Here is a 26,898-nt window from a genome sequence, read left to right as displayed (position 1 = left end):
CATCGCAGCCTATCGGCAGCGGCTACAGCGGCAGCGGCTACAGGCCTACAATTGGTGCGCGGCGCTTGCCTGCGCACCGGCTTAGTACACGTCGCGCAGGTAGCGCTTGTCGCGACTCATGCCGGCCACGTACGCCTCGGCGTTGTCGAGGCTCATGCCGCCATGCTGTTGCACCACGTGCTTAAGCGCGTGATCGACATCCTTGGCCATGCGCCCTGCATCCCCGCACACGTAAAAATGCCCGCCCTCCTCCAGCCAACGCCAGAGCTGCGCGCCGTGTTCGATCATGCGGTGCTGCACGTAGATTTTGTCTGCCTGGTCGCGCGAGAACGCGGTGTCCAGGCGCAAGTGGCCCTCGCGCTCCCAGGCGGTCAGTTCATCGCGGTAGTAGAAGTCGCTGGCAGCGTGTTGCTCACCGAACAGCAGCCAGTTCTTGCCACTGGCACCCGTTGCCCGGCGCTCCTGCAAAAAGGCCCGAAACGGCGCCACGCCCGTGCCGGGGCCGACCATGATCATCGGCGCCTGGCTGTCCTTGGGCACACGAAAATGCTGTGATGCCTGAGTGAAAATCGGCACGTGGGTTTGCAGGGCGCGGTCGGCCAGGAAGCTCGAGCACACGCCCTGGCGTGGCCGTTCGTTGCAGCGGTAGCGCACGGTCGAAAGGGTCAAATGGACTTGATCCGGGGTGACCTTGGGGCTGGAGCTGATCGAATACAGCCGCGGCTGCATCGGTTTGAGCAGCGCCAGCAGTTCATCGGCCGCCAACTGCAGCGGGAACTGTTGCAGCAGGTCGATCAATTGCCGGCCCCAGAGCCAATCCTTGAGCTCGGCCTTGCGGGCCGGCTCCAGCAGGCGCTTGAGCGGCGGATGGCGTTGGGCGAACAGGTTGAGCCAATCCGGGGTGATGCGTGCGATTTCCAGGTGTTGGTGCAGCGCCAGCGCCAACGGCATGTCGGGCTTGCCCTTGAGGCAGACAGATTGCTCGCCGTCCAGTTGCAGGGCGGTCAATAACTCATCGACCAGCGCCGTGCAGTTGCTTGGCCATACCCCCAATGCATCGCCGGCCTGGTAGCTGAAGCCGGTGTCGGTCAGGTCGAAAACGATTTGCCGGGTTTCTTTCTGCGCCCCCGGTATGTTCAGCAGGCGATTGTCGAGCAACCGTGCTGGTAAGGGGTTCTGCTTGCTGTAATGCAGTGCTTCGGGCGCCTCGTCGAGGGTGGTGATAGGCACTGCCACGGCTTGAGTAGCGCCGGCCATGGCGGCGCAAACCTGCACCAGCCACTGCTCGGCGGGTGCTTGATAGTCTGGCTCGCAATCGACCCGTGCCTGCAGGCGCTGCCCGCCCAACGCGGTCAGGTGCTCGTCCAGGCGGCGACCAAAACCGCAGAACTGATCGTAGTTGGAGTCACCCAAGGCCAGCACCGAGTAACGCAGGCCCGCGCATTTCCCAGGCTCCAGCGCCTGCAGTTGCGCCCACAGGCCGGCCCCGCAATCGGGTGCATCGCCGTCGCCGAAGGTGCTGGCAATCAACAACACGCTGGCAGCGCTGCACAGCTGCTGCGCGCTGACGTCGTCCATGCAATTGAGCAGCACCTCATGGCCGTCTTGGCGCAAACGCTCGGCGCAGACCTGCGCAAACTGTTCGGCATTGCCGGTCTGCGAGGCCCAGAGCACCCGATGAACCGACGCAGGCGCGGCCAACGCAACTTGTGATTCGGCTGCTGGCGCTCGGGCAAACAGGCCGGCCAACAGCCCCTCCACCAGCAAGCGGCTGGAAGGTGCCATGGGCGCCGCGGCGGGCAAGGTCGGCACGCCACCGTCCAGGCGACTGGCCTCCGAGCGCAGGCCCAATAGATAGCCTTGCATATACAGCCGCTCGTTGTCGGCCAGGCTCACTTCAAAGCGGCTGTCCAGGCCCAGTACACGGGCCAGAGTATCGATCGACATGCTGTCGGGCTCCTGAGATTCACGAATCGGTGCGGCGGCTGCGCTGTCGATTTGCAGGGCGGGAATGCGCGCAGCACTCACTCGGCTCAATTCAACCGCGCAGATCTTGAATGCCGGCTGTAGCGAGATGGGGTCCACGGCATCGCTGGTCAGCGCATTCACCGCCAGGTCTTCGCCAAATACGTCGCTCCAGTGAAACGGCGCAAAGCAGTTGCCGACCATCACCCGATCGCTGATGCGTGCCGGTAACACAGCCCGGCCCCGACGGGAGCGCAGTTGCACCTGATCGTGCTCGCTGATGCCCAAGCGCGCGGCGTCGTCCGGGTGGACTTCAACAAAGGGGCCGGGGTTGAGCTTGTTCAGCGTCGCCACCTTGCCGGTCTTGGTCAGGGTGTGCCACTGGTGCTGCAGGCGGCCGGTGTTGAACACCCAAGGGAACTCGTCATCGGGCATTTCCGCGGCGGGCAGGTGCGGGCGGGCGAAAAAACGCGCCTTGCCGTTGGCGGTGGCAAAGGCAATGGCCGGGCGGTTGCCCTCGGCGTCCCGCTTTACCGTTTGGCTGACGCCGTCATTGAGGTAGCGAACCGGGCTGCGGTCATCTGCCCGGCCCGGCTCGCACGGCCACTGGCGCGGCGCTTCGCGCAGGCTGGAATAGCTGATGCCGCGAATGTCGTAGCCGGTGGTCGGGTTCCAGGCGCGACGGATTTCATCGAACACCGCCTCGGCGTCAGCGTAGGTAAACGCATCGGCAAAACCCATTTCACACGCGATGCGGGCGATGATCTGCCAGTCCGCCAGACTGTCGCCCGGTGCGTCGACGGCCTTGGCCATCAGGGTCAGGTTGCGCTCTGAGTTGATCATCACCCCCTCGGCTTCGGACCACAGCGCGGCGGGCAGGAGGATGTCAGCGTAGCGATTGGTTTCGGTGTCGAGGAAGGCGTCCTGGGTGATCACCAGTTCCGCCGCCTGCAAGGCTTCGATGACCGGTTGGCGGTTGGAAACGCTGGCCACAGGGTTAGTGCAGATGATCCAGCACGCCTTGATGCTGCCTTCGCGCAGGGCCTGGAACATGCCCACCGTCCCTTCGCCGGCTTCTTCGCGCAGCGTGCCGGCCGGCAGTTGCCAGAGGTCTTCGATAAAGGCACGGTCGCCAGCCACCAGGGCCGAACGCTGGCCGGGCAAACCCGGGCCCATGTAGCCCATCTCCCGACCGCCCATGGCATTGGGTTGGCCGGTCAGCGAAAACGGCCCGCTGCCGGGCTTGCAGATCGCACCGGTGGCCAGGTGCAGGTTGCACAGGGCGTTGGTGTTCCAGGTGCCATGGATGCTCTGGTTCAGGCCCATGGTCCAGCAGCTCATCCAGTTGCCGGCCGCGCCAATCCAATCGGCGGCCTTGCGGATATCAGCCTCAGCCAGGCCCGTGATGGCGGCCACTTTGTCGGGGCTGTAGTCCTGTAGACATTCCGCCAGGGCCTCCCAGCCTTCGGTGTAGCGATTGATGAAGTTGGCATCGGTGTGGCCGTGCTTGTACAGCAGGTGCAACAGGCCGTTCATCAAGGCCAGATCGGTGCCTGGCTTGATTTGCAGAAACAGGTCGGCCTTATCGGCGGTGGCGCTGCGCCGTGGGTCGACAACGATCAGTTTGGCCCCGGCCTTGACTCGATCAAGCAAACGCAGGAACAGGATCGGGTGACAGTCGGCCATGTTTGCGCCCGTGACGAAAAACAGATCAGCCTGGTCGAAATCCTGATAGCTACCCGGTGGACCGTCGGCGCCCAGCGACAGCTTGTAGCCACTGCCGGCGCTGGCCATGCACAGGCGCGAGTTGGACTCGATGTGGCGGCTACGGACAAAGCCCTTGGCCAGTTTGTTGATCAGGTACTGCGCTTCCAGCGACATTTGCCCGGAGACGTAGAAAGACAGTGCGTCCGGGCCGTGTTCATCCAGCAGTGCGCGCAATTTACCGGCGGTTGCGCTGATGGCTTCATCGATGCCCAGGCGCACCGGGTCGCGCTGGCGTTCGCTGCGCATATAGGCGCTTTCCATCCGACCGGATTCGGTGATGGGCTGGTGGCAAGTGGCGCCCTTGGTACACAGCCGGCCGAAATTGCTGGGGTGATTGGCATCGCCACTGACCTTGACCACCTTGTTGTCCGTCACGCTCATGACAATGCCGCAGCCCACACCGCAATAAGGGCAGACGCTTCGCACCGTTGTGCTGGCCATTGGCGTACCTCATGAAAACAAAAAGGCGCCCTGCTGCCCTTCGCTCTTGGAAGCGGGGCAACACGGCGCCTTTGTCGTGAAATGTGCAATCAGCGTTGACTGCGTAGTGCAGGGGCTATTGCAAGGCACGCGCCAGAATGGGCGAAGCCTTGTGGTGTGGGGCTTGGGGAGTTTTCAGGACGAGATTCTTCAATCGCCAATGCACCGAGACGGAGCAGGCAGCCCCAATCAGAGGCAGGGTAGCCGCTGCCGAAAGGCTGCGATCGTTGTAGCCGCTGCCGCCAGGCTGCGATCGACCGCGAAGCGGGCGCAAAGTCTGAAGACCCCATTGGCGCCCCTGACGGGCCGCATCGCAGCCTTCGGCAGCGGCTACAGGGTCAGCAACGTCCATGGGATAAAAATCGAGGCAAACAAAAAAGCGCCCCTAAGGGCGCTTCTTTGTTGCTTCAAGACCGTTCAGTGGTGCCTTGAAGCGAATATGGCGCAGCGGACGGGACTCGAACCCGCGACCCCCGGCGTGACAGGCCGGTATTCTAACCGACTGAACTACCGCTGCGCGATACACTGAGGAGATTTGGTGGGTGATGACGGATTCGAACCGCCGACCCTCTGCTTGTAAGGCAGATGCTCTAACCAGCTGAGCTAATCACCCTTTGTCTCTCGGTGTGGCGCGCATTCTACGGATGAGACATACCTCTGGCAAGCACTTTTTTAAAAAAATTTTCGATGCCTTCCAAAGACTTAGCGAGGGTTGGCCTGAGGCACCCGCTCGGAGAATAATGCCTTCCTTATATGTAAGGAGAGCGTCACCCCATGTGGTTCAAAAACCTGCTGATCTATCGCCTGACCCAAGACGTCCCGTTCGACCCTGAGGCGCTGGAAACCGCACTGGCTACCAAGCCTGCGCGCCCGTGTGCAAGCCAGGAGTTGACCACCTACGGTTTCGTTGCCCCGTTCGGCAAAGGCGAAGACGCGCCATTGGTACATGTCAGCCAGGACTTCCTGCTGGTCGCCGCCCGTAAAGAAGAACGTATCCTGCCGGGCAGCGTCGTGCGCGATGCGGTCAAGGAGAAGATCGAAGAGATCGAGGCCGAGCAGATGCGCAAGGTCTATAAGAAGGAGCGCGACCAGATCAAGGACGAGATCATCCAGGCCTTCCTGCCGCGTGCCTTTATTCGTCGCTCGGCAACCTTCGCCGCCATCGCGCCGAAACAGGGCCTGGTGCTGGTCAATGCGTCGAGCCCCAAGCGTGCCGAAGACCTGCTGTCGACCCTGCGTGAAGTGATGGGCTCGCTGCCGGTTCGCCCGCTCACCGTCAAGATCGCCCCCACCGCGACCATGACTGAATGGGTCAAGACCCAGAAAGCCGCCGATGACTTCTATGTACTGGATGAGTGCGAGCTGCGCGACACCCATGAAGACGGCGGCATCGTGCGCTGCAAGCGCCAGGACCTGACCAGCGAAGAAATCCAGCTGCACCTGAGCACCGGCAAGCAAGTGACGCAACTGTCGCTGGCCTGGCAGGACAAGCTGTCGTTCGTACTGGACGACAAGATGGTCATCAAGCGCTTGAAGTTCGAAGAGCTGCTGCAGGATCAGGCTGACGAAGACGGCGGCGAAGAAGCCCTGGGCCAACTGGACGCCAGCTTCACGCTGATGATGCTGACCTTCGGCGATTTCTTGCCGGCACTGTTCGAAGCGCTGGGTGGTGAAGATATGCCGCAAGGTATCTGACGCGCCACTGCCCTCTCCTGCTTCGGGAGGCCCGCTCGGCCGGAAACTGACCGCACACTTGATCCTCGAAACAAGGTTGGGCACTATAGTGCGCATCGTGAGGACGACCTCACCACTCCATGAGTGCTTGTTCCGGGGACGACCCCTTCTGCAATTGGAGGGCACCATGTCCTGGATCATTCTGTTTTTCGCCGGCCTGTTCGAAGTAGGCTGGGCTGTCGGGCTCAAATACACCGACGGCTTCACCCGCCCCCTCCCCACCGCACTTACCATTGCCGCCATGGCGGTCAGCCTTGGCTTGCTGGGCATTGCCATGAAGGAATTGCCGCTGGGCACTGCCTATGCAATCTGGACCGGTGTCGGTGCCGTGGGCACGGTGATCGCCGGGATCATTCTGTTTGGCGAATCGATGGCGCTGGTGCGACTGGCCAGCGTGGCACTGATCATTACCGGTTTGGTCGGCCTCAAAGTCAGCGCCGCCTGAACCAAATCCTGCCGCTGCCGCTAGGCTGCGATCTCTGTAGCCGCTGCCGCTAGGCTGCGATCTGTAGCCGCTGCCGCCAGGCTGCGATCGACCGCGAAGCGGGCGCAGGGTCTGAAGACCGCATTGGCGCCCCTGACGGGCCGCATCGCAGCCTTCGGCAGCGGCTACAGCCGGTCAAGACGGTATTACCGGGCGAGGCCACGCAACGCGGTCACTTGCTCACGCAACAACCCGGGCTCCACTGCATCCGCCGCCACGGCCGGCCCTGCCACCAAGGTCACCCGTGACCACAGCCTGCGGAAAAACCCCTTCTGCGGGTCCCGACTGAAAAAACTCCCCCACAAGCCCTGCAACGCCAGCGGAATCACCGGCACGGGCGTCTGTTCCAGGATGCGCTTGACCCCGCCCTTGAACTCATCGATTTCACCGTCCGTGGTCAGCTTGCCTTCGGGGAAGATGCACACCAACTCCCCAGCAGCCAGGTAGCGGGCGATGCGCTCGAAGGCTTTTTCGTAGATCACCGGGTCTTCATTGCGCCCGGCAATGGGCACCGCGCCGGCCGTGCGGAAGACGAAATTGAGCAGCGGCAAGCGATAGATCTTGTAGTACATGACGAAGCGAATCGGCCGACGCACCGCACCGCCAATCAGTAACGCATCGACAAACGAGACGTGGTTACACACCAGCAAGGCCGCGCCGTCATCGGGAATCTGCTGCAAGCCGCGATGCTCCACGCGGTACATGGAGTGGCTGAGCAGCCAGATCATAAAGCGCATGGTGAACTCGGGCACGATGCTGAAGATATAGGCATTGACCCCGATGTTCAGCAGCGACACCACCAAAAACAGCTCAGGGATCGACAGCCCCACCACGCTGAGCAACACGATGGTGACGATGGCCGAAACCACCATAAACAGTGCATTGAGGATGTTGTTGGCGGCAATCACCCGCGCCCGCTCGTTCTCGGCCGTGCGTGACTGGATCAAGGCGTACAACGGCACTATATAGAAGCCGCCGAACACGCCCAGGCCGAGGATATCGAGCAACACCCACCAGGCTTGCGAATGACCCAGCACGGTCAGCCAGTCGTTGGCCAGCAGGCCCTGCGGGAAGTCCCCGGAATGCCACCACAACAGCAACCCGAACACAGTCAGGCCAAGCGAGCCGAACGGCACCAGGCCGATCTCGACCTTACGCCCCGATAGGCGCTCGCACAGCATCGAGCCCAATGCGATGCCCACCGAAAACACAGTGAGGATCAGGGTGACGACGGTTTCATCGCCATACAGCCACTCTTTGGCATACGCCGGGATTTGCGTCAGGTAAATCGCCCCGACGAACCAGAACCAAGAGTTGCCGATCACCGAGCGCGACACCGAAGGTGCCTGCCCCAGCCCCAGGCGCAGGGTGGCCCAGGATTGGCGGAAGATATTCCAGTCGATGCGCACCTCTGGCGTATCGGCCGCCGCGCGGGGGATGCCACGACTGGCCAGGTAACCGAGCACGGCCACCCCGACAATGGCCGTCGATACCACGGGCGCGTAGTGAGCGCTGGACATCATCACCCCGGCCCCGATGGTACCGGCCAGGATCGCCAGAAAGGTGCCCATCTCCACCAGGCCGTTGCCGCCCACCAGTTCTTCTTCGCGAAGCGTCTGGGGCAGGATCGAGTATTTGACCGGGCCGAACAGCGCCGAATGAGTGCCCATGGCAAACAGCGCCAGCAGCATCAAGGCCAGGTGGTTGAACAGAAAACCGATCGCGCCCACCACCATGATCGCGATTTCGCCAAGCTTGATCAGCCGGATCAGACGGTCCTTGGCGTACTTTTCGCCAAACTGGCCGGCCAGCGCCGAAAACAGGAAGAACGGCAGGATAAACAGCAAGGCGCACAGATTGACCCAGATCGAGCGGTCACCCTCGATGGCCAACTTGTACAGAATGGCCAGGATCAAGGACTGCTTGAAGATGTTGTCGTTGAAGGCCCCCAGCGACTGGGTGATGAAAAACGGCAAGAAGCGCCGTTTTCCCAACAGAGCGAATTGCGAGGAGTGACTCATCAATCGTGTACCTGCGTGGCGCCGCCAAGCGGCGAAGGCTGTTGTCAGCTATGAGAATGAAGGGATCGTATCAAGGCTTCCAGGCGCTTGCCTTGGGTTTTGCGCTGTTGCCCAAACCGAGCGCCGCCCGCGCGGCGCATTCGCCGGCTAAAGCCGGCTCCCACATTTTTTGCAACGTGCCATGGCCTGTGAGTTGGGGTTGTTAGCCTTGGTGGTTCGGCTTTGGATTTTTGTGGGTTTGGTGGGATTGCGCGTGGCTGACAACTCCACTCTCACAGGCCATGGCACGTTGCAACCAATGTGGGAGCCGGCTTTAGCCGGCGATGCGCCGCGCGGGCGGCGCGCGATCTCAAGAGCAAAGAAAAAACCAAGGCGGACACCTCGTGGGGCTCATGCGATCTGTTGCCAGCCACTCTAGAGGTGCACCATGAGAATGAAGAGGATCGCATCAAAGCTTCCAGGCGCTTGCCTTGGGTTTTGCGCTGTTGCCCAAACCGAGCGCCGCCCGCGCGGCGCATTCGCCGGCTAAAGCCGGCTCCCACATTTTTTGCAACGTGCCATGGCCTGTGAGTTGGGGTTGTTAGCCTTGGTGGTTCGGCTTTGGATTTTTGTGGGTTTGGTGGGATTGCGCGTGGCTGACAACTCCACTCTCACAGGCCATGGCACGTTGCAACCAATGTGGGAGCCGGCTTTAGCCGGCGATGCGCCGCGCGGGCGGCGCTCGATCTCAAGAGCAAAGAAAAAGCCAAGGCGGACACCTCGTGGGGCTCATGCGATCTGTTGCCAGCCACTCTAGAGGTGCACCATGAGAATGAAGAGGATCGCATCAAAGCTTCCAGGCGCTTGCCTTGGGTTTTGCGCTGTTGCCCAAACCGAGCGCCGCCCGCGCGGCGCATCGCGGCTAAAGCCTGCTCCTACATTTGTTGCAACGTGCCATGGCCTGCAGGATCAGCGTTGTTAGCCTTGGGGGTTCGGCTTTGGATCTTTGTGGTTTCGGTGGGATTGCGCGTGGCTGACAACACCAATCTCACAGGCCATGGCACGTTGCAACCAATGTAGGAGCGACGGGGGCGCCTAGCCCTTGGTCGCGATGCGCCGCGCGGGCGGCGCGCGATCTCAAGAGCAAAGAAAAAACCAAAGCGGACACCTGGCGCCTACAACCTTGGTCGACGCTGACGAACCCTTGACGGCATGCGAGACTGTCTGGCCAGGGTGAAAGATGGAGTGTTGCATGTCGTTGTCCAGCGGGCTGATCGCAGCGGTCGCCCTGGCCTATATGGCCATCATGTTTGCCATTGCCTTCTACGGCGACCGCCGCAGCACACCGTTGCCGCCGCGCTTGCGCGCCTGGGTCTACAGCCTGTCCCTGGCGGTCTATTGCACCAGTTGGACCTTCTTCGGCGCCGTCGGCCAGGCCGCCGAACAGCTGTGGGCGTTCTTGCCTATTTATCTGGGGCCGGTGCTGCTGATGCTCGGCGCACCCTGGGTGCTGCAGAAGATGGTGCTGATCAGCAAACAGGAAAACATCACCTCGATTGCCGACTTTATTGCCGCGCGCTATGGCAAGTCCCAGTCGCTGGCGGTGGTGGTGGCGCTGATCTGCCTGGTGGGTGTGTTGCCCTACATCGCCCTGCAACTCAAAGGCATCGTGCTGGGGGTCAACCTGTTGATCGGTGCCAGTGCCGATGCCACCGGCCCGCGCGTGCAGGACACGGCGCTGGTGGTGTCGCTGGTCCTGGCGCTGTTTACCATTGTGTTCGGTACCCGCAGCCTGGACGTGACCGAACACCACCGCGGCATGGTCTTGGCGATTGCCTTCGAATCGCTGGTCAAGCTGTTTGCCTTTCTGGCCGTCGGCGTCTTCGTGACCTTCAATCTGTACGACGGTTTCGATGATCTGTTCAGCCAGGCCCGCCTCGCCCCTCGCCTGGAAACCTACTGGCAGGAAACCATCAATTGGCCGTCCATGCTGGTGCAGACCTGCGTAGCAATGATGGCGATCATCTGCCTGCCACGCCAATTCCATGTCACCGTGGTCGAAAATATCGAACCTCAGGACCTGCGCCTGGCGCGCTGGGTGTTCCCCGCCTACCTGATCCTGGCCGGGCTGTTTGTGGTGCCCATCGCCCTGGCCGGGCAGATGCTGCTGCCCGCCTCGGTGATCCCCGACTCCTTCGTTATCAGCCTGCCGTTGGCCGAAGCACACCCGGCGCTGGCCTTGTTGGCCTTTATCGGCGGCGCTTCGGCGGCTACCGGCATGGTGATCGTGGCCAGCGTGGCGCTCTCGACCATGGTTTCCAACGACATGTTGTTGCCTTGGCTGCTGCGCCGGCAGAACGCCGAGAGCCCGTTCGAAGTCTTCCGTCACTGGATGCTGACGGTACGCCGACTCAGCATTGTGGTGATTCTGCTGCTGGCCTACGTCAGCTACCGGCTGCTGGGCTCCACCGCAAGCCTTGCGACCATCGGCCAGATTGCCTTTGCCGCCGTCACTCAACTGGCGCCCGCCATGCTCGGCGCGCTGTACTGGAAGCAGGCCAATCGTCGCGGCGTATTCGCAGGCCTCGCCGCCGGGACCTTCCTGTGGTTCTACACCCTGGTCCTGCCCCTGGCCGCACGCAGCCTGGGCTTGCCACTGCAAGCCTTCCCGGGGCTGGCCTGGTTGCACGGCAACCCGCTGAACCTGCCGATTTCGCCCCTGACCCAAGGCGTGATGCTGTCGTTGGCGGGCAACTTCATCCTGTTCGCCTGGGTGTCGATCATCTCGCGCACACGGGTATCCGAGCATTGGCAGGCTGGCCGTTTTATCGGCCTGGAGACCAGTGGGGGCCCCAACAGCCGCTCGTTACTGGCGGTGCAGATCGAAGACCTGTTGCAGTTGGCCTCGCGCTTTGTGGGCGAGGAACGGGCGCGCCAGAGCTTTATCCGTTTCGCCGATCAACGGGGCAAGGGGTTCAACCCCGGCCAGAATGCCGATGGCGAATGGATCGCCCATACCGAGCGCCTATTGGCGGGCGTACTGGGTAGCTCCTCGACCCGAGCCGTGGTCCGGGCCGCCATCGAAGGGCGGGAAATGCAGCTTGAGGACGTCGTACGAATCGCCGACGAAGCTTCCGAAGTCCTGCAGTTCAACCGCGCCCTGCTGCAGGGTGCCATCGAGAACATCAGCCAGGGCATCAGCGTGGTCGACCAGTCGCTGCACCTGATGGCCTGGAACCGCCGCTACCTGGAACTGTTCAATTTCCCGGACGGCTTGATCAGCGTCGGCCGCCCGATTGCCGACATCATCCGCTACAACGCCGAACGCGGCCTGTGCGGCCCGGGCGAAGCAGAGGTTCACATCGCCCGCCGGCTGCACTGGATGCGTCAGGGCCGCGCCCATACCTCCGAGCGCCTGTTCCCCAATGGCCGGGTGATTGAGCTGATTGGCAATCCGATGCCCGGTGGCGGCTTTGTCATGAGTTTCACCGACATTACGCCGTTCCGGGATGCAGAAGCCATGCTCAAGGAGTCCAATGAAAGCCTTGAACAACGGGTAGCCGAACGCACCTTTGAGCTCTCCCAACTGAATCAGGCGCTGACCGACGCCAAGGGCTACGCCGAGGCAGCCAACCAGTCTAAAACGCGATTCCTGGCGGCGGTCAGCCATGACCTGATGCAACCCTTGAACGCCGCCCGGCTATTTTCTGCCGCGCTGTCGCATCAGGGCGAGGGATTGTCTGCCGACGCCCAGCAATTGGTCGAACACCTGGACAGCTCCCTGCGCTCAGCGGAAGAGCTAATCAGTGATCTACTGGATATTTCCCGCCTGGAAAACGGCAAGATCACCCCTGATAGCAAGCCATTCGCCCTCAATGAGCTGTTCGATACCTTGGGCGTGGAGTTCAAGGCGCTGGCGCGTGAGCAAGGCATTGATTTTCGCCTGAGAGGAACGCAGCTGCGGGTCAATAGCGACATGAAGTTGCTGCGTCGCATCCTGCAAAACTTCCTCACCAACGCATTTCGCTACGGTAAAAGCCCTATCCTGCTGGGCGTGCGTCGCAAGGCCGGGTGCCTGAGCCTTGAGGTTTGGGATCGCGGCCCAGGGATCGCCAATGACAAATTGCAGGTGATCTTCGAAGAGTTCAAACGCCTCGACAGCCATCAGACCCGCGCCGAGAAAGGCCTGGGGCTGGGCCTGGCGATTGCCGATGGCTTGTGCCGAGTGCTGGAGCACCCGCTGACAGTGCGCTCAACGCCTGGCAAGGGCACCGTGTTCAGCGTCAACGTGCCATTGGCAGGCGCGCCAGTGGTGACCGTGCCCACCCGCAGCCAGGCCCCCAACACCCAGCAACTGGCCGGCACCCAGGTGCTGTGCATCGATAACGAAGACAGCATCCTGATCGGCATGAACAGCCTGCTCAGCCGCTGGGGTTGCCAAGTCTGGACCGCGCGCAACCGCCAGGAATGCGACCTGTTGCTCAGTGATGGCATTCGCCCGCAGTTGGCGCTGGTGGACTATCACCTGGACGATGGCGAGACCGGCACCGAGTTGATGGCGTGGCTGCGAACCCGCCTGGGTGAGCCGGTGCCCGGCGTGGTCATCAGTGCTGACGGGCGTGCCGAAATGGTCGCCCAAGTGCATGCCGCAGGCCTGGATTACCTGGCCAAGCCGGTCAAGCCGGCCGCTTTGCGCGCCCTGCTGAACCGGCATTTGAGCATGGCCCGAAACGTAGCCCGCTGACTATCCCTGCTCGGGCAGTTCGGCTTGCTCATCGGCGGGCATGGCACGTTCCAGCAGGTCGGCAGGCAGGCTTTTGCTGGCACGGGCGCCGAGCAGCTTGAGCTGCTCGCTGCGACTGACCAGATTACCTCGCCCCTCGGTCAGTTTATTACGTGCGGCGCTGTAGGCTTTGTCCAACTGCTGCAGGCGCGCACCCACTTCATCCAGGTCCTGGATAAACAGCACGAATTTGTCATACAGCCAGCCGGCGCGCTCAGCAATTTCCCGGGCGTTCTGGCCTTGGCGCTCCTGTTTCCACAGGCTGTCGATCACCCGCAGGGTGGCCAGCAAGGTGGTCGGGCTGGCGATGACGATATGGCGGTCGAAGGCTTCTTGAAACAGGTTGGGCTCGGCTTGCAGGGCTGCTGAGAACGCGGCTTCGATTGGCACGAACAACAACACGAAGTCCAGGCTGTGCAGGCCTTCGAGGCGGTTGTAATCCTTGGCGGACAACCCTTTGACGTGATTGCGCAACGACAGTACATGCTGCTTGAGCGCCGCCTGGGCGATAGTACTGTCGGTGGCGGCCACGTATTGCTGGTAAGCGGTCAGGCTGACCTTGGAGTCGACCACCACCTGCTTGTCGCCGGGCAGCATGATCAGCACATCTGGCTGAAAACGCTCGCCATCCGGGCCCTTGAGGCTGACCTGAGTCTGGTACTCGCGACCCTTCTCCAAGCCTGCGTGCTCAAGCACCCGCTCAAGAATCAACTCACCCCAGTTGCCCTGGGTTTTCTGGCCCTTGAGGGCCTGGGTCAGGTTAGTGGCTTCGTCGCTCAGGCGCAGGTTGAGCTGTTGCAGGCGCTCAAGCTCCTTGCTCAGCGAAAAGCGCTCGCGCGCTTCTTGCTGGTAGCTTTCCTCGACACGCTTCTCGAAGGATTGGATGCGCTCTTTCAGCGGATCGAGCAACTGCCCCAGGCGCTGCTGGCTGGTCTCGGCAAAGCGTTGTTCGCGCTCATCGAAGATCTTGCCAGCAAGCTCCGCGAACTGGGCCCGCAGCTCATCACGCGAACCTTGCAGGTCGGCCAGGCGCTGTTGATGGCTGTCCTGCTGCTCACGCAGTTCGGCGTTCAGGGCCGCGCATTGGGCGTCCAGGTGGCGCAGTTCGGTTTCCTTGGTGGCTCGCTCCAGGCCCCAGGCGTGGGCAGCATCGCGGGCGTTGTCGCGCTCGATCTGCAACAGTTCGAGCTCGCGCCCTTGCGCGGCCAACTGCGCCTGCTTGGTCGAGTTGGCCTGGCCCAGGTCACTGATTTCGTCGCGACTGGCTTCCAGTTGCGCGTTCAGGCCGTCGATGCTCAGCTGGGCATCACTCAAGCGCTCATCGAACAGCTCGGCCTGGGCTTGGCGGGTCGCCAACCGGCGCTGCAGCACCACCACCCAACCCAAGACCGGCAAACCTGCCAGCAACACCCCCAGCATGATGCTGGTCACGTCCAATGCCATTGCCACTGCGTTGTTACCTTGTGCGAGAAGATCGCGCCAGTGTCTATCGCGCGGCTGACGGCTGCAACAGCCGGTCCAGTGCCTGCTGGGCCTGGCAATCACCGGCACGGGCGGCCTGGCGCAGCAGTTCGTGGCCGATACGCCGGTCTCGAGCATTGCCACAGTCGCGACACAGCAACTGCCCCAGGCGGCTCTGAGCGACCACTACACCCTGGAGTGCCGGCTGCTTGAGCAGGCGCCCGGCAAAATGCTTGATGCTGGGGATGTTGCCCAAGCGCGGACTGTCGAGCAGCCACAAGGCCACACGAAGGGAAAATCGCTGGGGTTCGATGACAGCGTTGAGCGCGAGCGTGTCAAAGGATGTTTTTGCACGAAACTTCATAAAAACTTGGAGGGCAGATCGCAGGGCGCGCAACTCTACTCTTTTTTTTTGAAGAAGGCCCGCTTCGTTCGAAGTCTTTTTTCCGCGCCCTATCAGTGATCACCCTTTTGACGGTCAAGCGCAGGGCGACAATGAGATTCATTCTTGCGACGAGCCCTTTCCCCTTCTTACCCAAGAAGTCAAAAAAGCGCAGTACGCCCGTTCTAGAGCAAGCGCTCAGGACAATCCACAGAAGCTGTGGATAACTCAGTGGACAACCTTCCAACGCCCCGCTCAAAGCCAGACAGAACGGGGCCTGCAGACAAACTGACGATTTTTTCACCAACAAAAAAAAGCGTTTTTTTTCATTGACTTAAATTTTCAACCCAGCCATGGAGGCCAGATTGACGGAGCGTTACGGCCCTGTGACAGCCCTTGCATTGAATGTGCACAACCGCCCTGAATCAAGGCATGGGACCGCACTGTTTTCGCTCGGGGCGTCAATTGGCAGGCGCCTTATTTCAGCCTTGGGCTTGCTTTACATTTTCATCCTGTTAGAATCAGCGGCGTTTGTACCCAGCTGAAAGTCAACTCTGGCCGACGCAGTCCTTATCGCACGCTTCTACCGCAGTAGAACCCTGTCGAAAAAAGGACCGGCCTCCTCGATGGTTTCCAGGTAATTTCCTCAGGCTCGGCTCCCTTATACGCCGTGTGCTGCCCTTTACCCTGTCATACCAACCTGCAGATTTGATCAGGATCTTCCCCGGCGCTGTAGAACCTTTGCCCGGTGTGTTGCCTGTCCTCATGTGTACTACCGGTCAGCCCGAGCGCCACATAGATCAATGCGCTTCACCCTGACTGCTGTGTTCCAGACGGGTTCGTCGCTCAATCTCTTCGATTGCGTGTCTTCTGGAACGTTTTAGTCATGCACGGATCCTATCCGTGTCTATTGCAGGAACACCTACAAGATGAATACTCAACTCCCAGTCCGGGATGCTATCCGCACCCTGGAAAACGCCTTTGCACCTCTGGACTGCCTGATTCTGGCAGCTCGCAATGGCAGCTTCAGCTTCACCCTGGTCAACGAGCACGGTATTGCCCGCCACAGCCAACGCCTGTACCCGGAGCATTACGCCAGCCATGAACCGCTGCAAGCCGTGATCGACCGCACTCGCCAGGCCTTGGTGGCCTGACCTGTAGCCGCTGCCGAAGGCTGCGATGCGGCCCGTCAGGGGCGCCAATGCGATCTCACGATCCCGCGCCCGCGCCGCGGGCGATCGCAGCCTATCGGCAGCGGCTACAGCGTTTGTTTGCTTAGCACTGCGCGGCATATCAGCTATAACCGCAAGCCGTAAATGATGTAAAAACAGGCCTTTACAGCGTGAATATGACACTAGACTTCAACTCAAGCGGTGCGATCCGCTTCCGGTGAGGCTGACTTCTTTCATCGCTGCCAAAGCCTCTGACCTCGCCGGCCATCTTCAAGCGCGAGGGCTCTATGGGTATCGCCGCGAGCGAGTTGAGCGAATATGTCATTCGCCCAACCCTGAAATATCTGAACCGCCACTGCCCCACCGCCGAGGCCCTGCTCCTTGGCATCGCCGCCAGCCAGTCGGCGCTGGGTTCAGCCTTGCATGATCGCCGTGGCCACGGCCTCTATCGTATCGGCGAACACCGCCACCAGAACCTCTGGGATCATTACCTGGCGCTGGACCCTGACTTGGCCAGCCTGGTTCGCGGCCTCGCCAGCCAGCATGCCTTCCTGACCGGCCCACACCTGGAATTGACCGTCAACCTGCGCTACGCCACCGCCATCGCCTGGATGCTTGTGGAAGAGCAGCACCCCATCCTGCCCGAAGCCGATGACTTGCTAGGTTTGGCAAAAATTTGGCGTCAAATTTTCCATCCACAGGGCAGGCTGCGAGATTTCACCTATGCCTGGCAAACGTTCATTGCGCCGGTTGACCTACAAGCCTGTTAAATGACCCAGTGGTCATAAGTGCGAACTCCTACAAAGTTGGTCTGATTGTCCTACAAAACAGCGCTAACTCCTGAAATTTGAGCTATAGCGCTGTGCGAAAAATGTTGGTAGCTTTCCCTCCGGTGATCAACGGAGTTCTAATAATGAAAAAAGTAATGCTCAAGACCACACTCAGCCTCGCCGTTGGCCTGGCGTCCACCCAGCTCTTCGCCAGCGGCTTCGCCCTCAATGAGCAAAGCATTAGCGGCATGGGTACCGGTTTCGCGGGTCGTTCCTCTTCTGCCGAGGATGCGAGCACTGTCTACGGCAACCCTGCCGGCATGTCCTTCCTCAAGCGCGACCAAGCCACGGTGGGTGTCGCCGCCATTTCCGCCAGTTCCGATATCAGTGGCACCGGCACCTTCGGCGGTACCACCGACGGGGACATGGTCCCGGTAGTCGCCGTGCCAATGGGCTTTCTGGTGACAAAACCCGAAGCTAACGAGAATTTGTCGTTCGGTATCGGCATCTACGCGCCGTTTGGCCTGGTGACTGACTACGAACGCGGTTTTGCTGGCCGTTACTGGGGCGACAAGAGCAAGGTCGAAGTGGTGACACTCCAGCCAACAGTGGCGTGGAAATTCAACGATATGGTGTCGATCGGTATCGGTCCGACCATCAACAAGATTAAGGGTGAATTGGCGTCTTCCACGCTGGTTGCCGCCACGCCTGGCCAGAACGATGGCCGCGTGAAGATCAAGGGTGATGACACTGCCATTGGCTTTAACGCCGGCATCATGGTCCAGGCCACCGACGCGACGCGCATTGGCCTGACCTATCACTCCAAGGTCAAGTACCAGCTCGAAGGCGACACCAAGATTTCCGGCCCGGGTTTTGGCCCTTTCAACGGTCGTAAATTTGACGCCACCCTGAAGGTCGAAACCCCGGAAATTGCCGACCTGTCGATTACCCACAAGCTGAATGAGCAGTGGACTCTGTATGCGGGCAGCACCTACACCCGCTGGAGTCGCCTGGAGGACATCACGGTCGATAGCGTGGGTGTTCCGGCCCAATTGGGCGGCGCTGCCGGCCCAATCGGCAGGATCAGCGAAGAGCAGAAATGGCACAACACCTGGGCTCACGCCATTGGTGCTGCCTATCAGGTGAACAAGGAATGGGTATTGCGTGCTGGTTTGAGCATGGACCAGTCGCCGACTAACAACGTCGATCGCTCGCCTCGTATTCCTACTGGGGATCGTAAGGCTGTCAGCATTGGTGCTGGCTGGAGCCCGACTGACGACGTCACTATCGATGCTGCGTTGTCGTACTTGAAAGAGGAAGACGTCAATATCAATTTGGCCAGTGCTACTAAGGGTCGTACTAACCTGAAGTATGAAAACAGCGCCTTTGGGTTTGGCTTGGGGATGACTTACCGCTTCTGATTTGATGGCCGCTGTTCGCTCCGAAATAAAAAACCGATGCTTGTACTGGCATCGGTTTTTTTGCTTCTAGCTTTTGATCTTTGTACATAAATGGTCCAAACACCACGGATCGTAAGCCTCCAACCCCACCACCTTTACTCAGCAACCGTTCTCAACGGCAGTAACTCATCCAGCCGGCTATTGGCCCAGGTCGGCAGCTTTTCCAGCGTATCTTTCAGCCATGCACTCGGCTCAATGCCGTTCAACTTGGCGGTCGCCAGCAAACCCTGAATCGCCGCCGCACGGCGTCCGGCGCGCTCTGAACCGGTAAATAACCAGTTTTTCTTATTATGCCAAGCTTTGCATAAGCGCAATTATCCGCAGTCGGAAATTATGCTCAGTTCGCCCCAACCCGGTTTCGTGACCGCATAGTCCGCCTGCTTTCCGTGTCTCCTGGAGAGTTTCCGACACGCCATAATTTTCAGTGGTTTCCTTTAGATCCAGCCCCCTCTATATGAGCACACCAAGCCTGCGGATCAATACGTGGCGAGACTTTCTTGCCACTCGAAACCAAGCGCACGCGCTATCGTCCGATTGACGCCCTGCTGAAGCTTCTGGAAAGTCTCTGAAATTATGCAAAGTCGGCAGTGGCGGGCAGCCAGGCTGCGCTGCCACCGCCGCCGCATACCCGACATAATTTCCGACTGCGGATAATTCTTACCAATAGCTATCGGTCGGATGACGTTCTCGGCGGGATTATTATCAATCGGCAAGTCACCGCTCAGCGCGTAGCGCGATAACGCCACCCAGCGCTTGAGGCTGTAATCAATGGCCTTGGCCAAGCTGCTTCCATTGGCCACGCCCTGGCGAGTCGACTGCAACCAGTCGTGCAGCGACCGCAGCTTGGGGGCCGCTTCTTGAACGCGCAGGTGTTGGCGCTGTGGTATGTCCAGCTCCCGGCCACGCCCTTCAATCTCGTAAAGCTCGGCGATTCTGCGCAAGGCTTCAGCCGCCACCGGGCTTTGATTGGCCGCATGCAACTCGAAGAACTTGCGTCGTGCGTGGGCCATGCAGCCAACTTCCGTGATGCCAAGACCAAACAACGCCTTATAACCGGCATAGTCGTCGACCATCAGATGACCTTTCCAGCCCTCCAGGAACGCACGCGCATGTTCACCGCTGCGTCCGGGTTGATAGTCGAACACGGTAAGGCCCGGCCCTTCATCCAGGTCGTTGCTGCGGTAGCACCATAGATAGGCGCGTTTGGTTTTTCCCTTGCCGGGATCCAGTTGCTGCACCGGGGTTTCGTCGGCATGCAAAATCAGGCGCTGATGCAGCAACTCACGCAAGCGATCGGCCAAGGGTTGCAGGGCAAAGCCATAGCGGCCCACCCACTCCGACAAGGTTGAACGGGCTAGCGTGACGCCGTCACGTTGGGCGATTTGTTCCAGTCGATACAGTGGCAGGTGATCCAGATATTTACTGATCAAGACCCAGGCAATCAAACCGGGGGCGGCCATACCACCCTCAATCACTGCGGGTGCAACGTCGGCGCAGACGATACGTTCGCAAGGGCGGCAGGCGTACTTGCTGCGGATATGTCGGTGGACGAAGAATTTGGCGGGTTCAACATCGAGCTGCTCGGTGATGTCCTCACCGATTTTCACCAAGGCTCCACCACACTCGCCGCAGGCGCACACCTCAGGTTCGTGACGATGTTCGATGCGCGGCAGATGCTCAGGTAAAGGCTGACGTCCGGCTCGCGGACGCTGGGCCCGCAGTTCAGGTACTTGCACCTCGACTTCGGCCTCGATGGCGGCGCAGTCGGCGTCCATGGTTTCGTGAAACAGATCGCGTTGCTCGGGCGACAAGGCTTCGTTTTTGACGCCGAAACGGATGCGCTTGTAGTGCGCCAGCTCAAAGGTCAGCGCCTTGATTTTCAACGCATCACGTTCGGCCTCGGCTTGCAGCCGACCCACCTGCGATAGCGCCGCCAACACCTGTTCCCGCAGAGCGGGATCAAGGTTTGATGCGGCAAGTTCATGGGCGATAGACATCCGTGGATTTTACTGAAAAATCCACGCCCATACTTGGAAAAACAACGCTGATACGCGCATTCAGTGGCCGCTCATACTTGCCAATGCGCCATCGGCAAGGCTTCCAGGCGCTGCCAGTCGACCCCAGTGATCAGCCATTGCCACTGCGCTTGGGTCAGCGTGAAGGTTTTGTCACCCTTGCTCGGCCACGCGAAAGAGCCTTGATGCAAGCGCCGCTGGCTCAGCCAGACGCCGGTACCATCCCATTGCAAAAGCTTGAGCCGAGTACCTCGTCGGTTGCGAAAAGCATAAGCGGTGCCATCGCAGGGTGAACGGCCAAGCGTTTGTTGAAGGCGTGAGGAAAGTCCGTCGATGCCCAAGCGCATGTCCATGGGATCGAGCACCAGCCAGACCTGATCAGGCAACACCATCAGACCATCTCCCGCAGTAATCGCGCGAGCCAAGCGGGCTCGACCGAAGGCGACAAGACCAGCTGCCAACCGTTGGCATGACGCAGCAGGACTTCAGGGGCGCCAATCGGTTTGCTGATCTTGATGGGGATTAATGTCAGGGCGTCGCTGGGACGTTCGCCGCTTCTGACACGATAACCAAATGCCTTGGGTTTGAGATCGTGTAGTTGGCAGTAAGCGACTTGAGTGAGGCCACTGGCCTGCCACTGCTCAACGTGTTTTGCCCAGAAAACACGGCGTGACTGAAGTGATTTCATTAGAGGGTCTCTTGAAAAATCACAACATCACAGAAGAGCGGATCAGATCATAGGTGGTGGGGCTGGAGGCTTACCACGGATCGTCTCTTCAGGATGCAAGATCGCTTCGCGCACCATTTGTTCCGCTAGCGTCAAATCAATCGGCCGCTGGGCGAAGTGTGCAGCGGTGGGTTCAATGCCCCCGCCGCCTTGCACGCGTCGACGAAGTTCGCGCCTTTTTTGTCCATGGCGGTCTTGACCAGGGCGTTGGCTTTTTGCAGGGCGGGGCTGGGCTGGGCCCATTGTTCGGGGGGCAGCGGTTGCGACCAGGCTTGTACGCTTTCAGGCAGGGTCGGGCGGCCCTTGCGGTGGGCCCACTCGGCGATCAGGTAGGGCATTTTCCAGAACACTATCACCCGTCTGATGTACCACCAGCGCAGAGGCCAAGGGGAACGCTTAGAGTATCCCCAACGCTTGCGCTCTTCGGCAGTCAGATGGCCTCCTCCGTCGTCCAGCCTACCCAATGCCCTGGCGTCGAGCCGTTCGATTTCAAAGGTGTGCAGCCCTTCATAAGGTTTGAGCTCATCCTCGCTCAGGGTGATGCCCAACGCGGCAAGCATGGGGTTGGGCGTATCCACCAGCTCCCCTTCCTCCATGTAGTTGCGAATGGACGCCCACATGCCCAGCGCATGCGCATCGCTGGGTTGCGCCGACAATAGAAACTGCACGGTGTCGCGCTCTTCGTCTTCCAGCCCCATGCCGAAGGTGTAATCACGCATCGCGCCGTAGCTGGTTATCCCCTGGCTGCGGGCGACCCAGGCCACCACGCTCTCCCACGGCACGATCAGCACCCGATGGGTGGTGTCGTCGATGTAGCAGACTTCGCGGCGTTGGCGGTTGAAGCGGACCGGGTAACTTTTGGCCAGGGTTCGGACGTTGGAGAGCATGCCGTAGATGAAGGCGCCGATGGGTAGCAAACTAACAAGAGCAACTTTAGTCGTAACCTCAAAGAACATGAGTAGTTCCTGTAATGGATTCCTGAAGTTTTCTGGATAGAAAAGCACTCCCTGCATAATTATGAGACTCGGAAAAACAAAAGCTAAAAACAAAGGTATCCAGATCATTACACCCAGTCTTTTCCCCAGTTCAACCATCCCGTAGTTGCTCCCCCCCAACTCCAGATAGGTCTCGTTCATCGCCGAAAAATTACGCCGCGACACCTGCCCCTGCCCGGTGTACACCGGCAACGGCGCCAGAAACAACGTTTCATTCAACCCCCTGACCCGCAGTTCACCGGCACGGGGCCGCTGGCTGCGAATGTCCGGTGTCGGCTCTGAGGTCTCTGGCTGTTTTCTGCGTTTGAACAGTGTGCTAATCATCGAGCGCCGCCAGTTCTTCTCGCTTGAACCCCCAGAAGCGAGTCGTGTCGAGGCCACTGGGCAAGGTTTCCACGGCATCGAGTATAAACCGGCCCTGGGCCGGCAACTGTACGCCCCGCACCGTTGCGATGCGCAGGTCGCGCAGGACAAAACTGGTGCGGTGCATCAAGTCACGTTCGGCTTCCAGTTGGTAACCGATGGTGAAGGCCAGGGCGAAATCCGTCGTTTGCTGGGCTTCGCTGATCGGCAGGTGAAGGGTCAGCGCCTCGTCTTCCTGGCTGGCAACCACGGTCACCGCGGCCCATGCCGCGCTGTGTGCCTGCCAGTGGAGGGGCGGTGCATGCCGACTGTAGGGCTGGGGTATGTGCCGAGCACGGGTTTGATGAAAGGCCTGCAGGTGCAGTTGACGGCTGTCCATTTCCCGGGTGCGGACACCGGGCAGTCGCAGTTGCAGGTATGTGCGCTTGCCTTCGCGGACCAGCTCACAGGTCGGTTGTTGCACCACCCGGGCCAGGGCGCTCCAGTCGTCGGGCAGGCTGCGGTGCAGGTTGGCCGTGCCCCAGGCGCTGGCTTGCAGCCATTTTTGCAGGTCGCTCAGGTTGAAGTAGCGGTACAAGCCTTCGCCGACCAGTTGCAGGGCCGTGCCGATCAGTCCCACCAGGTTGGCTCTGACGGCGATGCTCAGCAGCCGCGGGCTGGCTTCGGCCCAGGCCAGCGCCCGCAGTTCGGCGGGCTTCTTGAGGATCTGACTGATGATCGACGTCGTGTGTTTGGCGCCCCAGGTATTGGTGCCCACGAGAATAGCGTCGCCAGCAATTTGCAGGGTCGTGGCCGCCAAGGCTTGGTCATTGCCTTTGGCCAGCGCTTTGCCCCATTGCTGGGAATGCCTGCCTAAGTCGATTGCGGCGGCCAGACCACCAAGGACAAAAGCAGCATCCCCGGCAATACCCGTCCAGCGCCCCAATCGACTCATGGTGTTGAGCTTGCCAGCGGCACTGTCCATTTGTGCTATATGCGCCTGCAAGATCGTTACTGACAAGCCCTGTACCACGGCAAAACCCGCAGCCGACATCACAACGAAAGTCTCAACAAGCGTCCAAACATCTGAAATAGAGCGGCTTGTTTTTTTATCAAACGCACTCAACGCCTCAATAAACTTGTGCCCCTGATAAACAAACAGCAGCAACCCAACCCCGTTCCCCCAGGATTTCAGGGCGCTACTCAGGGGCTTGCCAAACGTCCCCGTCGCGCGGAAATCGCGCACCGTGCGCTGCATTTCACTACGCAGTTCCGCAGGCATACCATCGATTACCGTACCGATCTGCCGCCGCCCGTCGCTGCCGACTGTCAACGCCCGGCTGATGCGGTCTTCCAACGGCAGCAGCGCGGTCTTGAGCTCATGGATCCGCTGGTTATGCACTTGCTCGCTGCCCGGTGTGGCCAAGCCGTGGGTTTGCCGCGACAACTCCAGACGGCGCAGCGTGTAGGTGCGCTTGAGCTGGCGGCGCAGATCGAGGGCGGCATCGCGGGTCTTATTGAAGGCCTGGATTTCGGAAGCCGACGCGGCCCGCAGGGTCAAGCCGCTGCGGGAAAACTCGCGCAACAGTTGCAGGCGCGCCGGCTGGCCGAGGTTACGGAGGAAGTTATTGGGGTCGATGTGCTGTCGCTGCTTTAGTGCGTTATGGGCAGTGTCTAGTTCGTCCGCAATGCTGAGTTGCCTGGCCGGGTTATACGCCCCATCCAACAAGCTCTGCAGCCCCTTGAACCGCGTATTCAGATCCGCATAGTTGGGCAACCGTTCGCTCATCAGGCTGTTGAATTGATTGGCCAGTTCATTGACGCCGGCCAGGCTGTCCGGGGCCGTGACGACCTTGATCCAAAAGCTGCTCAGATCCAAGAGCCTCTTGCTCACCTCCAACTGATCGGCGAGGGTCAGGGTTTCCAGCCCCGGTACGACGGTGAGCGGGTTTTGCTCGAGGAAGGCGGCGAGCTTTTCAGTCGCGGCGCGATCGCCGCACAGGGCCGCCACGCAGACGAATTCGGTTTCCAGACGATGCTTGATCTGCACGTCGTGCTGGAAGTCGTAATACCAGGCGGCACGGTGAAAGTGGCCGCCGGTAATCATGTTCAAGCGGTCTTCGCGAATGGCCTGAAGGCGCCTTTGCCAATGGCTGAGCAGCGTTTGCTGCTGATGGACGAACGCTTGCATGTCCGCCCGGTTGACCAACTGATCAATGCCACGCTCGCCGATGGCCTTACCATTCAACGCCTCCCAGGTGCGCAGATGGAGGCTGGCGATGGCGTCTCGATGTTTTTGCCAAAGCCCTTCGCCCAGGCCATCGAGCAGGCTGACAAAGGCGCGCGCGTAAGGACTGCTTTTCGCCGCCTCGCGCCAATTTTGCTCGTCGCCATAGATGGACTGTCCGTCATGGTCACGCTTGGCCCGTAAATAATCATGCACCGCTGTCTGCTGTTGCGGGTTGAGGTCCGCCTTCAGGGCATTCACAGCGGCATCCGTGCTGGTCAAGGCCTCCAGCCCCGCCGGATTCATCTCATACAACGACTGGATGTAGGCGCCGGTGAGGTATTTGCGCTGGGCAACCTCGTCGGCGCTCCACTGCTTGAGCCAGTCCGCCACTTGCAGTTGGGCGCTGGCCAGGTCGCGCATCACGCCAAAATCGTCGCGCAAGACCAAAAACAGAAAATCGTTCTGGTAGGCGCCCAGCACCCGACTGGTGAGCGCTTCGATCGGCGTGTCCTTGAACAGGGGCGTGGCTTCCCAGCTATAGGGTTGGCGCTCTTGTGGGTGGGCGCCCTCGGGCAAGGGCTCGGGCTCCTTGGCAGCGGATGGCGGGTTGTTGTGCGCGACCTCCGCCAGCCAGCCCCTGGCCTGGTATTGGCTCAACAAGTGAGTGCCGCCACTGGCCGGGCAGGCACTCGCCAGATCGATGCGTTGCATCAAGCGTTCACGCTCGGCGGGGTCCTTGAGCACTTGCGCGCATTTGTAGGCGGTCCACTGGAGCTCCGAATAGCTGGCGTACAACCGGTGCTGCCGGCTGAAGATCAAATGCGGCTCGCCCACCGACGCGGTGCGCGTGTCGCTAAGCACTTCCCGGCCCTGCCACAGCAGCTTGTTGATCTGCCCTTGCTCGACGCGGTATTCGTGCAGGTAGCCGGTGCCGTTGTCGATGATGTACAGGTAGCCGTCACGCAGCAGCCGGAAGCCCAAAGGCTGGCTGGCCAGGGTGAGCGGCATGCTCACTTCGGCCGAGGGGTCGAGGCGTTCGACCAGGCCGTAGCGCACCGGCAGCAACTGCACTTTTGAGCCCATCAAAGGGCACAGCCCCAGGGGTGAACGGATGTCTTGGGCGCTTTTGGCCATGGCGGCGATGTTGGCAGCGCCTTTGAGCGGTGGTTCGGCGGTCATGGCCAGTCTCCTGCTGGAGTGGCCGTGCGGGCATACTTGAATTCGTTGCGAACAGTGGGGATTTTCAGTTCGAAATGAGCAACATTGGCCGGCGCGAACATAGCTTGATCCTTGAGCTGAGAACGACAACCGCGCGAACTTCATTCCATGAAGGCATGAGCAAGCGGTTTGGCCGAGCAAGCTAGCAAGAGGACGCAAGAATGAATGCCGGAAAAAACCCACCTATCACGTGGGAAGTTTCCGTATTTCAGAATGTTGTATTTTGAAAGCCATAAAAAGCCCGCTTGTATCGCTGCGAACTAGGATCAAGAGCTGGGGGAGCTGGAGTCGAGCAAAGATACTCTATCAACCGAGCGTAGAGCCTTAGCTCCCCTCAGCCGGCTTGGAGGCTATCGCCTTGTCGATGGCTTCGATGAAGTCGGGGTCGTCGGGTTTGGTGAGGCTTGAGAAGCTGGCGATGACGTTGCCTTGGCGATCTATGACGTATTTGTAGAAGTTCCAGCGGGGTGGGTTGCTTTGCCTGGCCAGTTCTTTGAATAGGGGGGTGGCGTTGTCGCCTTTGACTGATTGGGGTTCGGTCATGGTGAAGGTGACGCCGTAGTTGGCGTAGCAGACTTTGGCGGTTTCGGCGCTGTCCTTGGCTTCTTGCTTGAAGTCGTTGGACGGCACGCCGAGCATTTCCAGGCCCTGGCCGCGATAGCGCTGATAGACAGCCTCCAGGCCGTCGAACTGTGGGGCAAAGCCGCAGTAGCTGGCGGTGTTGACCACCACCAGCGGTTTGCCTGCGAATTTCTGGCACAGGTCGATCTGTTCTTTGGACCGCAGCTTGGGTAACTGGCCTTGCAGTACATCTGGGCATTCACTGGCCAGCGCATTGCCAGCCAACAGTAATAACAGAGGGGCAATACACCAGCGCATGGTTATTTCCTGCTCGCGTCAATTTCCCTCAACT

16 protein-coding genes, 2 tRNA genes and 1 pseudogene are annotated in these 26,898 nt (G+C 60.3%); 6 read left to right on the top strand and 13 right to left on the bottom strand.

The features are described from left to right. Positions 1 to 81: 81 nt before the first annotated feature. The 3 genes from AC3IX4_RS06745 to AC3IX4_RS06735 all read right to left on the bottom strand — a co-directional run bounded on the left by AC3IX4_RS06745 (position 82) and on the right by AC3IX4_RS06735 (position 4,825). Positions 82 to 4,173 (bottom strand): bifunctional nitrate reductase/sulfite reductase flavoprotein subunit alpha, encoded by a 4,092-nt coding sequence (locus AC3IX4_RS06745; RefSeq protein ID WP_489259810.1) that lies wholly within the window; start codon positions 4,171 to 4,173, stop codon positions 82 to 84. 479 nt (positions 4,174 to 4,652) lie between these two features. Continuing rightward, positions 4,653 to 4,729 (bottom strand) — tRNA-Asp (locus AC3IX4_RS06740). A 19-nt stretch (positions 4,730 to 4,748) separates the two neighbouring features. After that, positions 4,749 to 4,825: transfer RNA gene (locus AC3IX4_RS06735), tRNA-Val, on the bottom strand. A 161-nt stretch (positions 4,826 to 4,986) separates the two neighbouring features. Here AC3IX4_RS06735 and rdgC point away from each other — a divergent pair. Both rdgC and sugE read left to right on the top strand, forming a co-directional pair. Further along, on the top strand, positions 4,987 to 5,907 hold the full coding sequence (gene rdgC / locus AC3IX4_RS06730) for a recombination-associated protein RdgC (protein WP_489259809.1): 921 nt from the start codon (positions 4,987 to 4,989) through the stop codon (positions 5,905 to 5,907). A 166-nt stretch (positions 5,908 to 6,073) separates the two neighbouring features. Beyond that, positions 6,074 to 6,391, top strand: a complete 318-nt coding sequence (sugE, locus tag AC3IX4_RS06725) for a quaternary ammonium compound efflux SMR transporter SugE (RefSeq protein WP_489259808.1) — start codon at positions 6,074 to 6,076, stop codon at positions 6,389 to 6,391. A 185-nt stretch (positions 6,392 to 6,576) separates the two neighbouring features. Here the strand turns inward: sugE and AC3IX4_RS06720 are convergent, their stop codons facing one another. Continuing rightward, positions 6,577 to 8,451: an MFS transporter gene (locus tag AC3IX4_RS06720; protein WP_489259807.1), complete on the bottom strand. Its 1,875-nt coding sequence runs from the start codon at positions 8,449 to 8,451 to the stop codon at positions 6,577 to 6,579. A 1,231-nt stretch (positions 8,452 to 9,682) separates the two neighbouring features. Between AC3IX4_RS06720 and AC3IX4_RS06715 the strand changes: the two genes are divergently transcribed. Beyond that, entirely contained in the window at positions 9,683 to 13,174 is a 3,492-nt protein-coding gene (locus AC3IX4_RS06715) for a PAS domain-containing hybrid sensor histidine kinase/response regulator (protein ID WP_489259806.1), read from the top strand. Here the strand turns inward: AC3IX4_RS06715 and AC3IX4_RS06710 are convergent, their stop codons facing one another. Continuing rightward, complete coding sequence (locus AC3IX4_RS06710) at positions 13,175 to 14,542, bottom strand: DNA recombination protein RmuC (RefSeq protein WP_489261232.1); 1,368 nt, start codon at positions 14,540 to 14,542, stop codon at positions 13,175 to 13,177. Positions 14,543 to 14,699: 157 nt separating this feature from the next. Next, entirely contained in the window at positions 14,700 to 15,038 is a 339-nt protein-coding gene (locus AC3IX4_RS06705; RefSeq protein ID WP_489259805.1) for a sel1 repeat family protein, read from the bottom strand. 947 nt (positions 15,039 to 15,985) lie between these two features. Here AC3IX4_RS06705 and AC3IX4_RS06700 point away from each other — a divergent pair. The 3 genes from AC3IX4_RS06700 (at position 15,986) to AC3IX4_RS06690 (ending at position 18,419) form a co-directional block, all read left to right on the top strand. Next, on the top strand, positions 15,986 to 16,210 hold the full coding sequence (locus AC3IX4_RS06700) for a hypothetical protein (protein WP_489259804.1): 225 nt from the start codon (positions 15,986 to 15,988) through the stop codon (positions 16,208 to 16,210). Positions 16,211 to 16,515: 305 nt separating this feature from the next. Further along, positions 16,516 to 16,998 (top strand): hypothetical protein, encoded by a 483-nt coding sequence (locus tag AC3IX4_RS06695; protein WP_489259803.1) that lies wholly within the window; start codon positions 16,516 to 16,518, stop codon positions 16,996 to 16,998. 143 nt (positions 16,999 to 17,141) lie between these two features. Continuing rightward, positions 17,142 to 18,419: an OmpP1/FadL family transporter gene (locus AC3IX4_RS06690; RefSeq protein WP_489259802.1), complete on the top strand. Its 1,278-nt coding sequence runs from the start codon at positions 17,142 to 17,144 to the stop codon at positions 18,417 to 18,419. 134 nt (positions 18,420 to 18,553) lie between these two features. On the opposite strand, the pseudogene AC3IX4_RS06685 reads toward AC3IX4_RS06690, so the two are convergent. The 7 genes and pseudogenes from AC3IX4_RS06685 to AC3IX4_RS06655 all read right to left on the bottom strand — a co-directional run. Further along, positions 18,554 to 18,745, bottom strand: a pseudogene (locus AC3IX4_RS06685) (transposase domain-containing protein); the annotation flags it as partial. A gap of 189 nt (positions 18,746 to 18,934) precedes the next feature. Then, complete coding sequence (gene tnpC / locus AC3IX4_RS06680; RefSeq protein ID WP_489259801.1) at positions 18,935 to 20,455, bottom strand: IS66 family transposase; 1,521 nt, start codon at positions 20,453 to 20,455, stop codon at positions 18,935 to 18,937. Positions 20,456 to 20,526: 71 nt separating this feature from the next. Next, entirely contained in the window at positions 20,527 to 20,865 is a 339-nt protein-coding gene (gene tnpB, locus AC3IX4_RS06675) for an IS66 family insertion sequence element accessory protein TnpB (RefSeq protein WP_489259800.1), read from the bottom strand. Continuing rightward, positions 20,865 to 21,161, bottom strand: coding sequence for an IS66 family insertion sequence element accessory protein TnpA (gene tnpA / locus AC3IX4_RS06670; protein ID WP_489259799.1), 297 nt, complete (start codon positions 21,159 to 21,161; stop codon positions 20,865 to 20,867). The genes tnpB and tnpA overlap by 1 nt, the downstream gene beginning before the upstream one ends. 131 nt (positions 21,162 to 21,292) lie before the next feature. Beyond that, positions 21,293 to 22,156 carry a hypothetical protein gene (locus AC3IX4_RS06665; protein WP_489259798.1) on the bottom strand — a complete coding sequence of 288 codons (864 nt, stop codon included), beginning with the start codon at positions 22,154 to 22,156 and terminating at the stop codon, positions 21,293 to 21,295. Between the two features lie 355 nt (positions 22,157 to 22,511). After that, positions 22,512 to 25,946, bottom strand: coding sequence for a toxin VasX (locus tag AC3IX4_RS06660; protein ID WP_489259797.1), 3,435 nt, complete (start codon positions 25,944 to 25,946; stop codon positions 22,512 to 22,514). Between the two features lie 363 nt (positions 25,947 to 26,309). Next, positions 26,310 to 26,870 carry a glutathione peroxidase gene (locus AC3IX4_RS06655; RefSeq protein WP_489261231.1) on the bottom strand — a complete coding sequence of 187 codons (561 nt, stop codon included), beginning with the start codon at positions 26,868 to 26,870 and terminating at the stop codon, positions 26,310 to 26,312. Between the last annotated feature and the right edge of the window lie 28 nt (positions 26,871 to 26,898).

Source organism: Pseudomonas sp. KH_021 (assembly GCF_057838865.1).
This window is presented reverse-complemented; position numbering and strand designations above follow the sequence as displayed.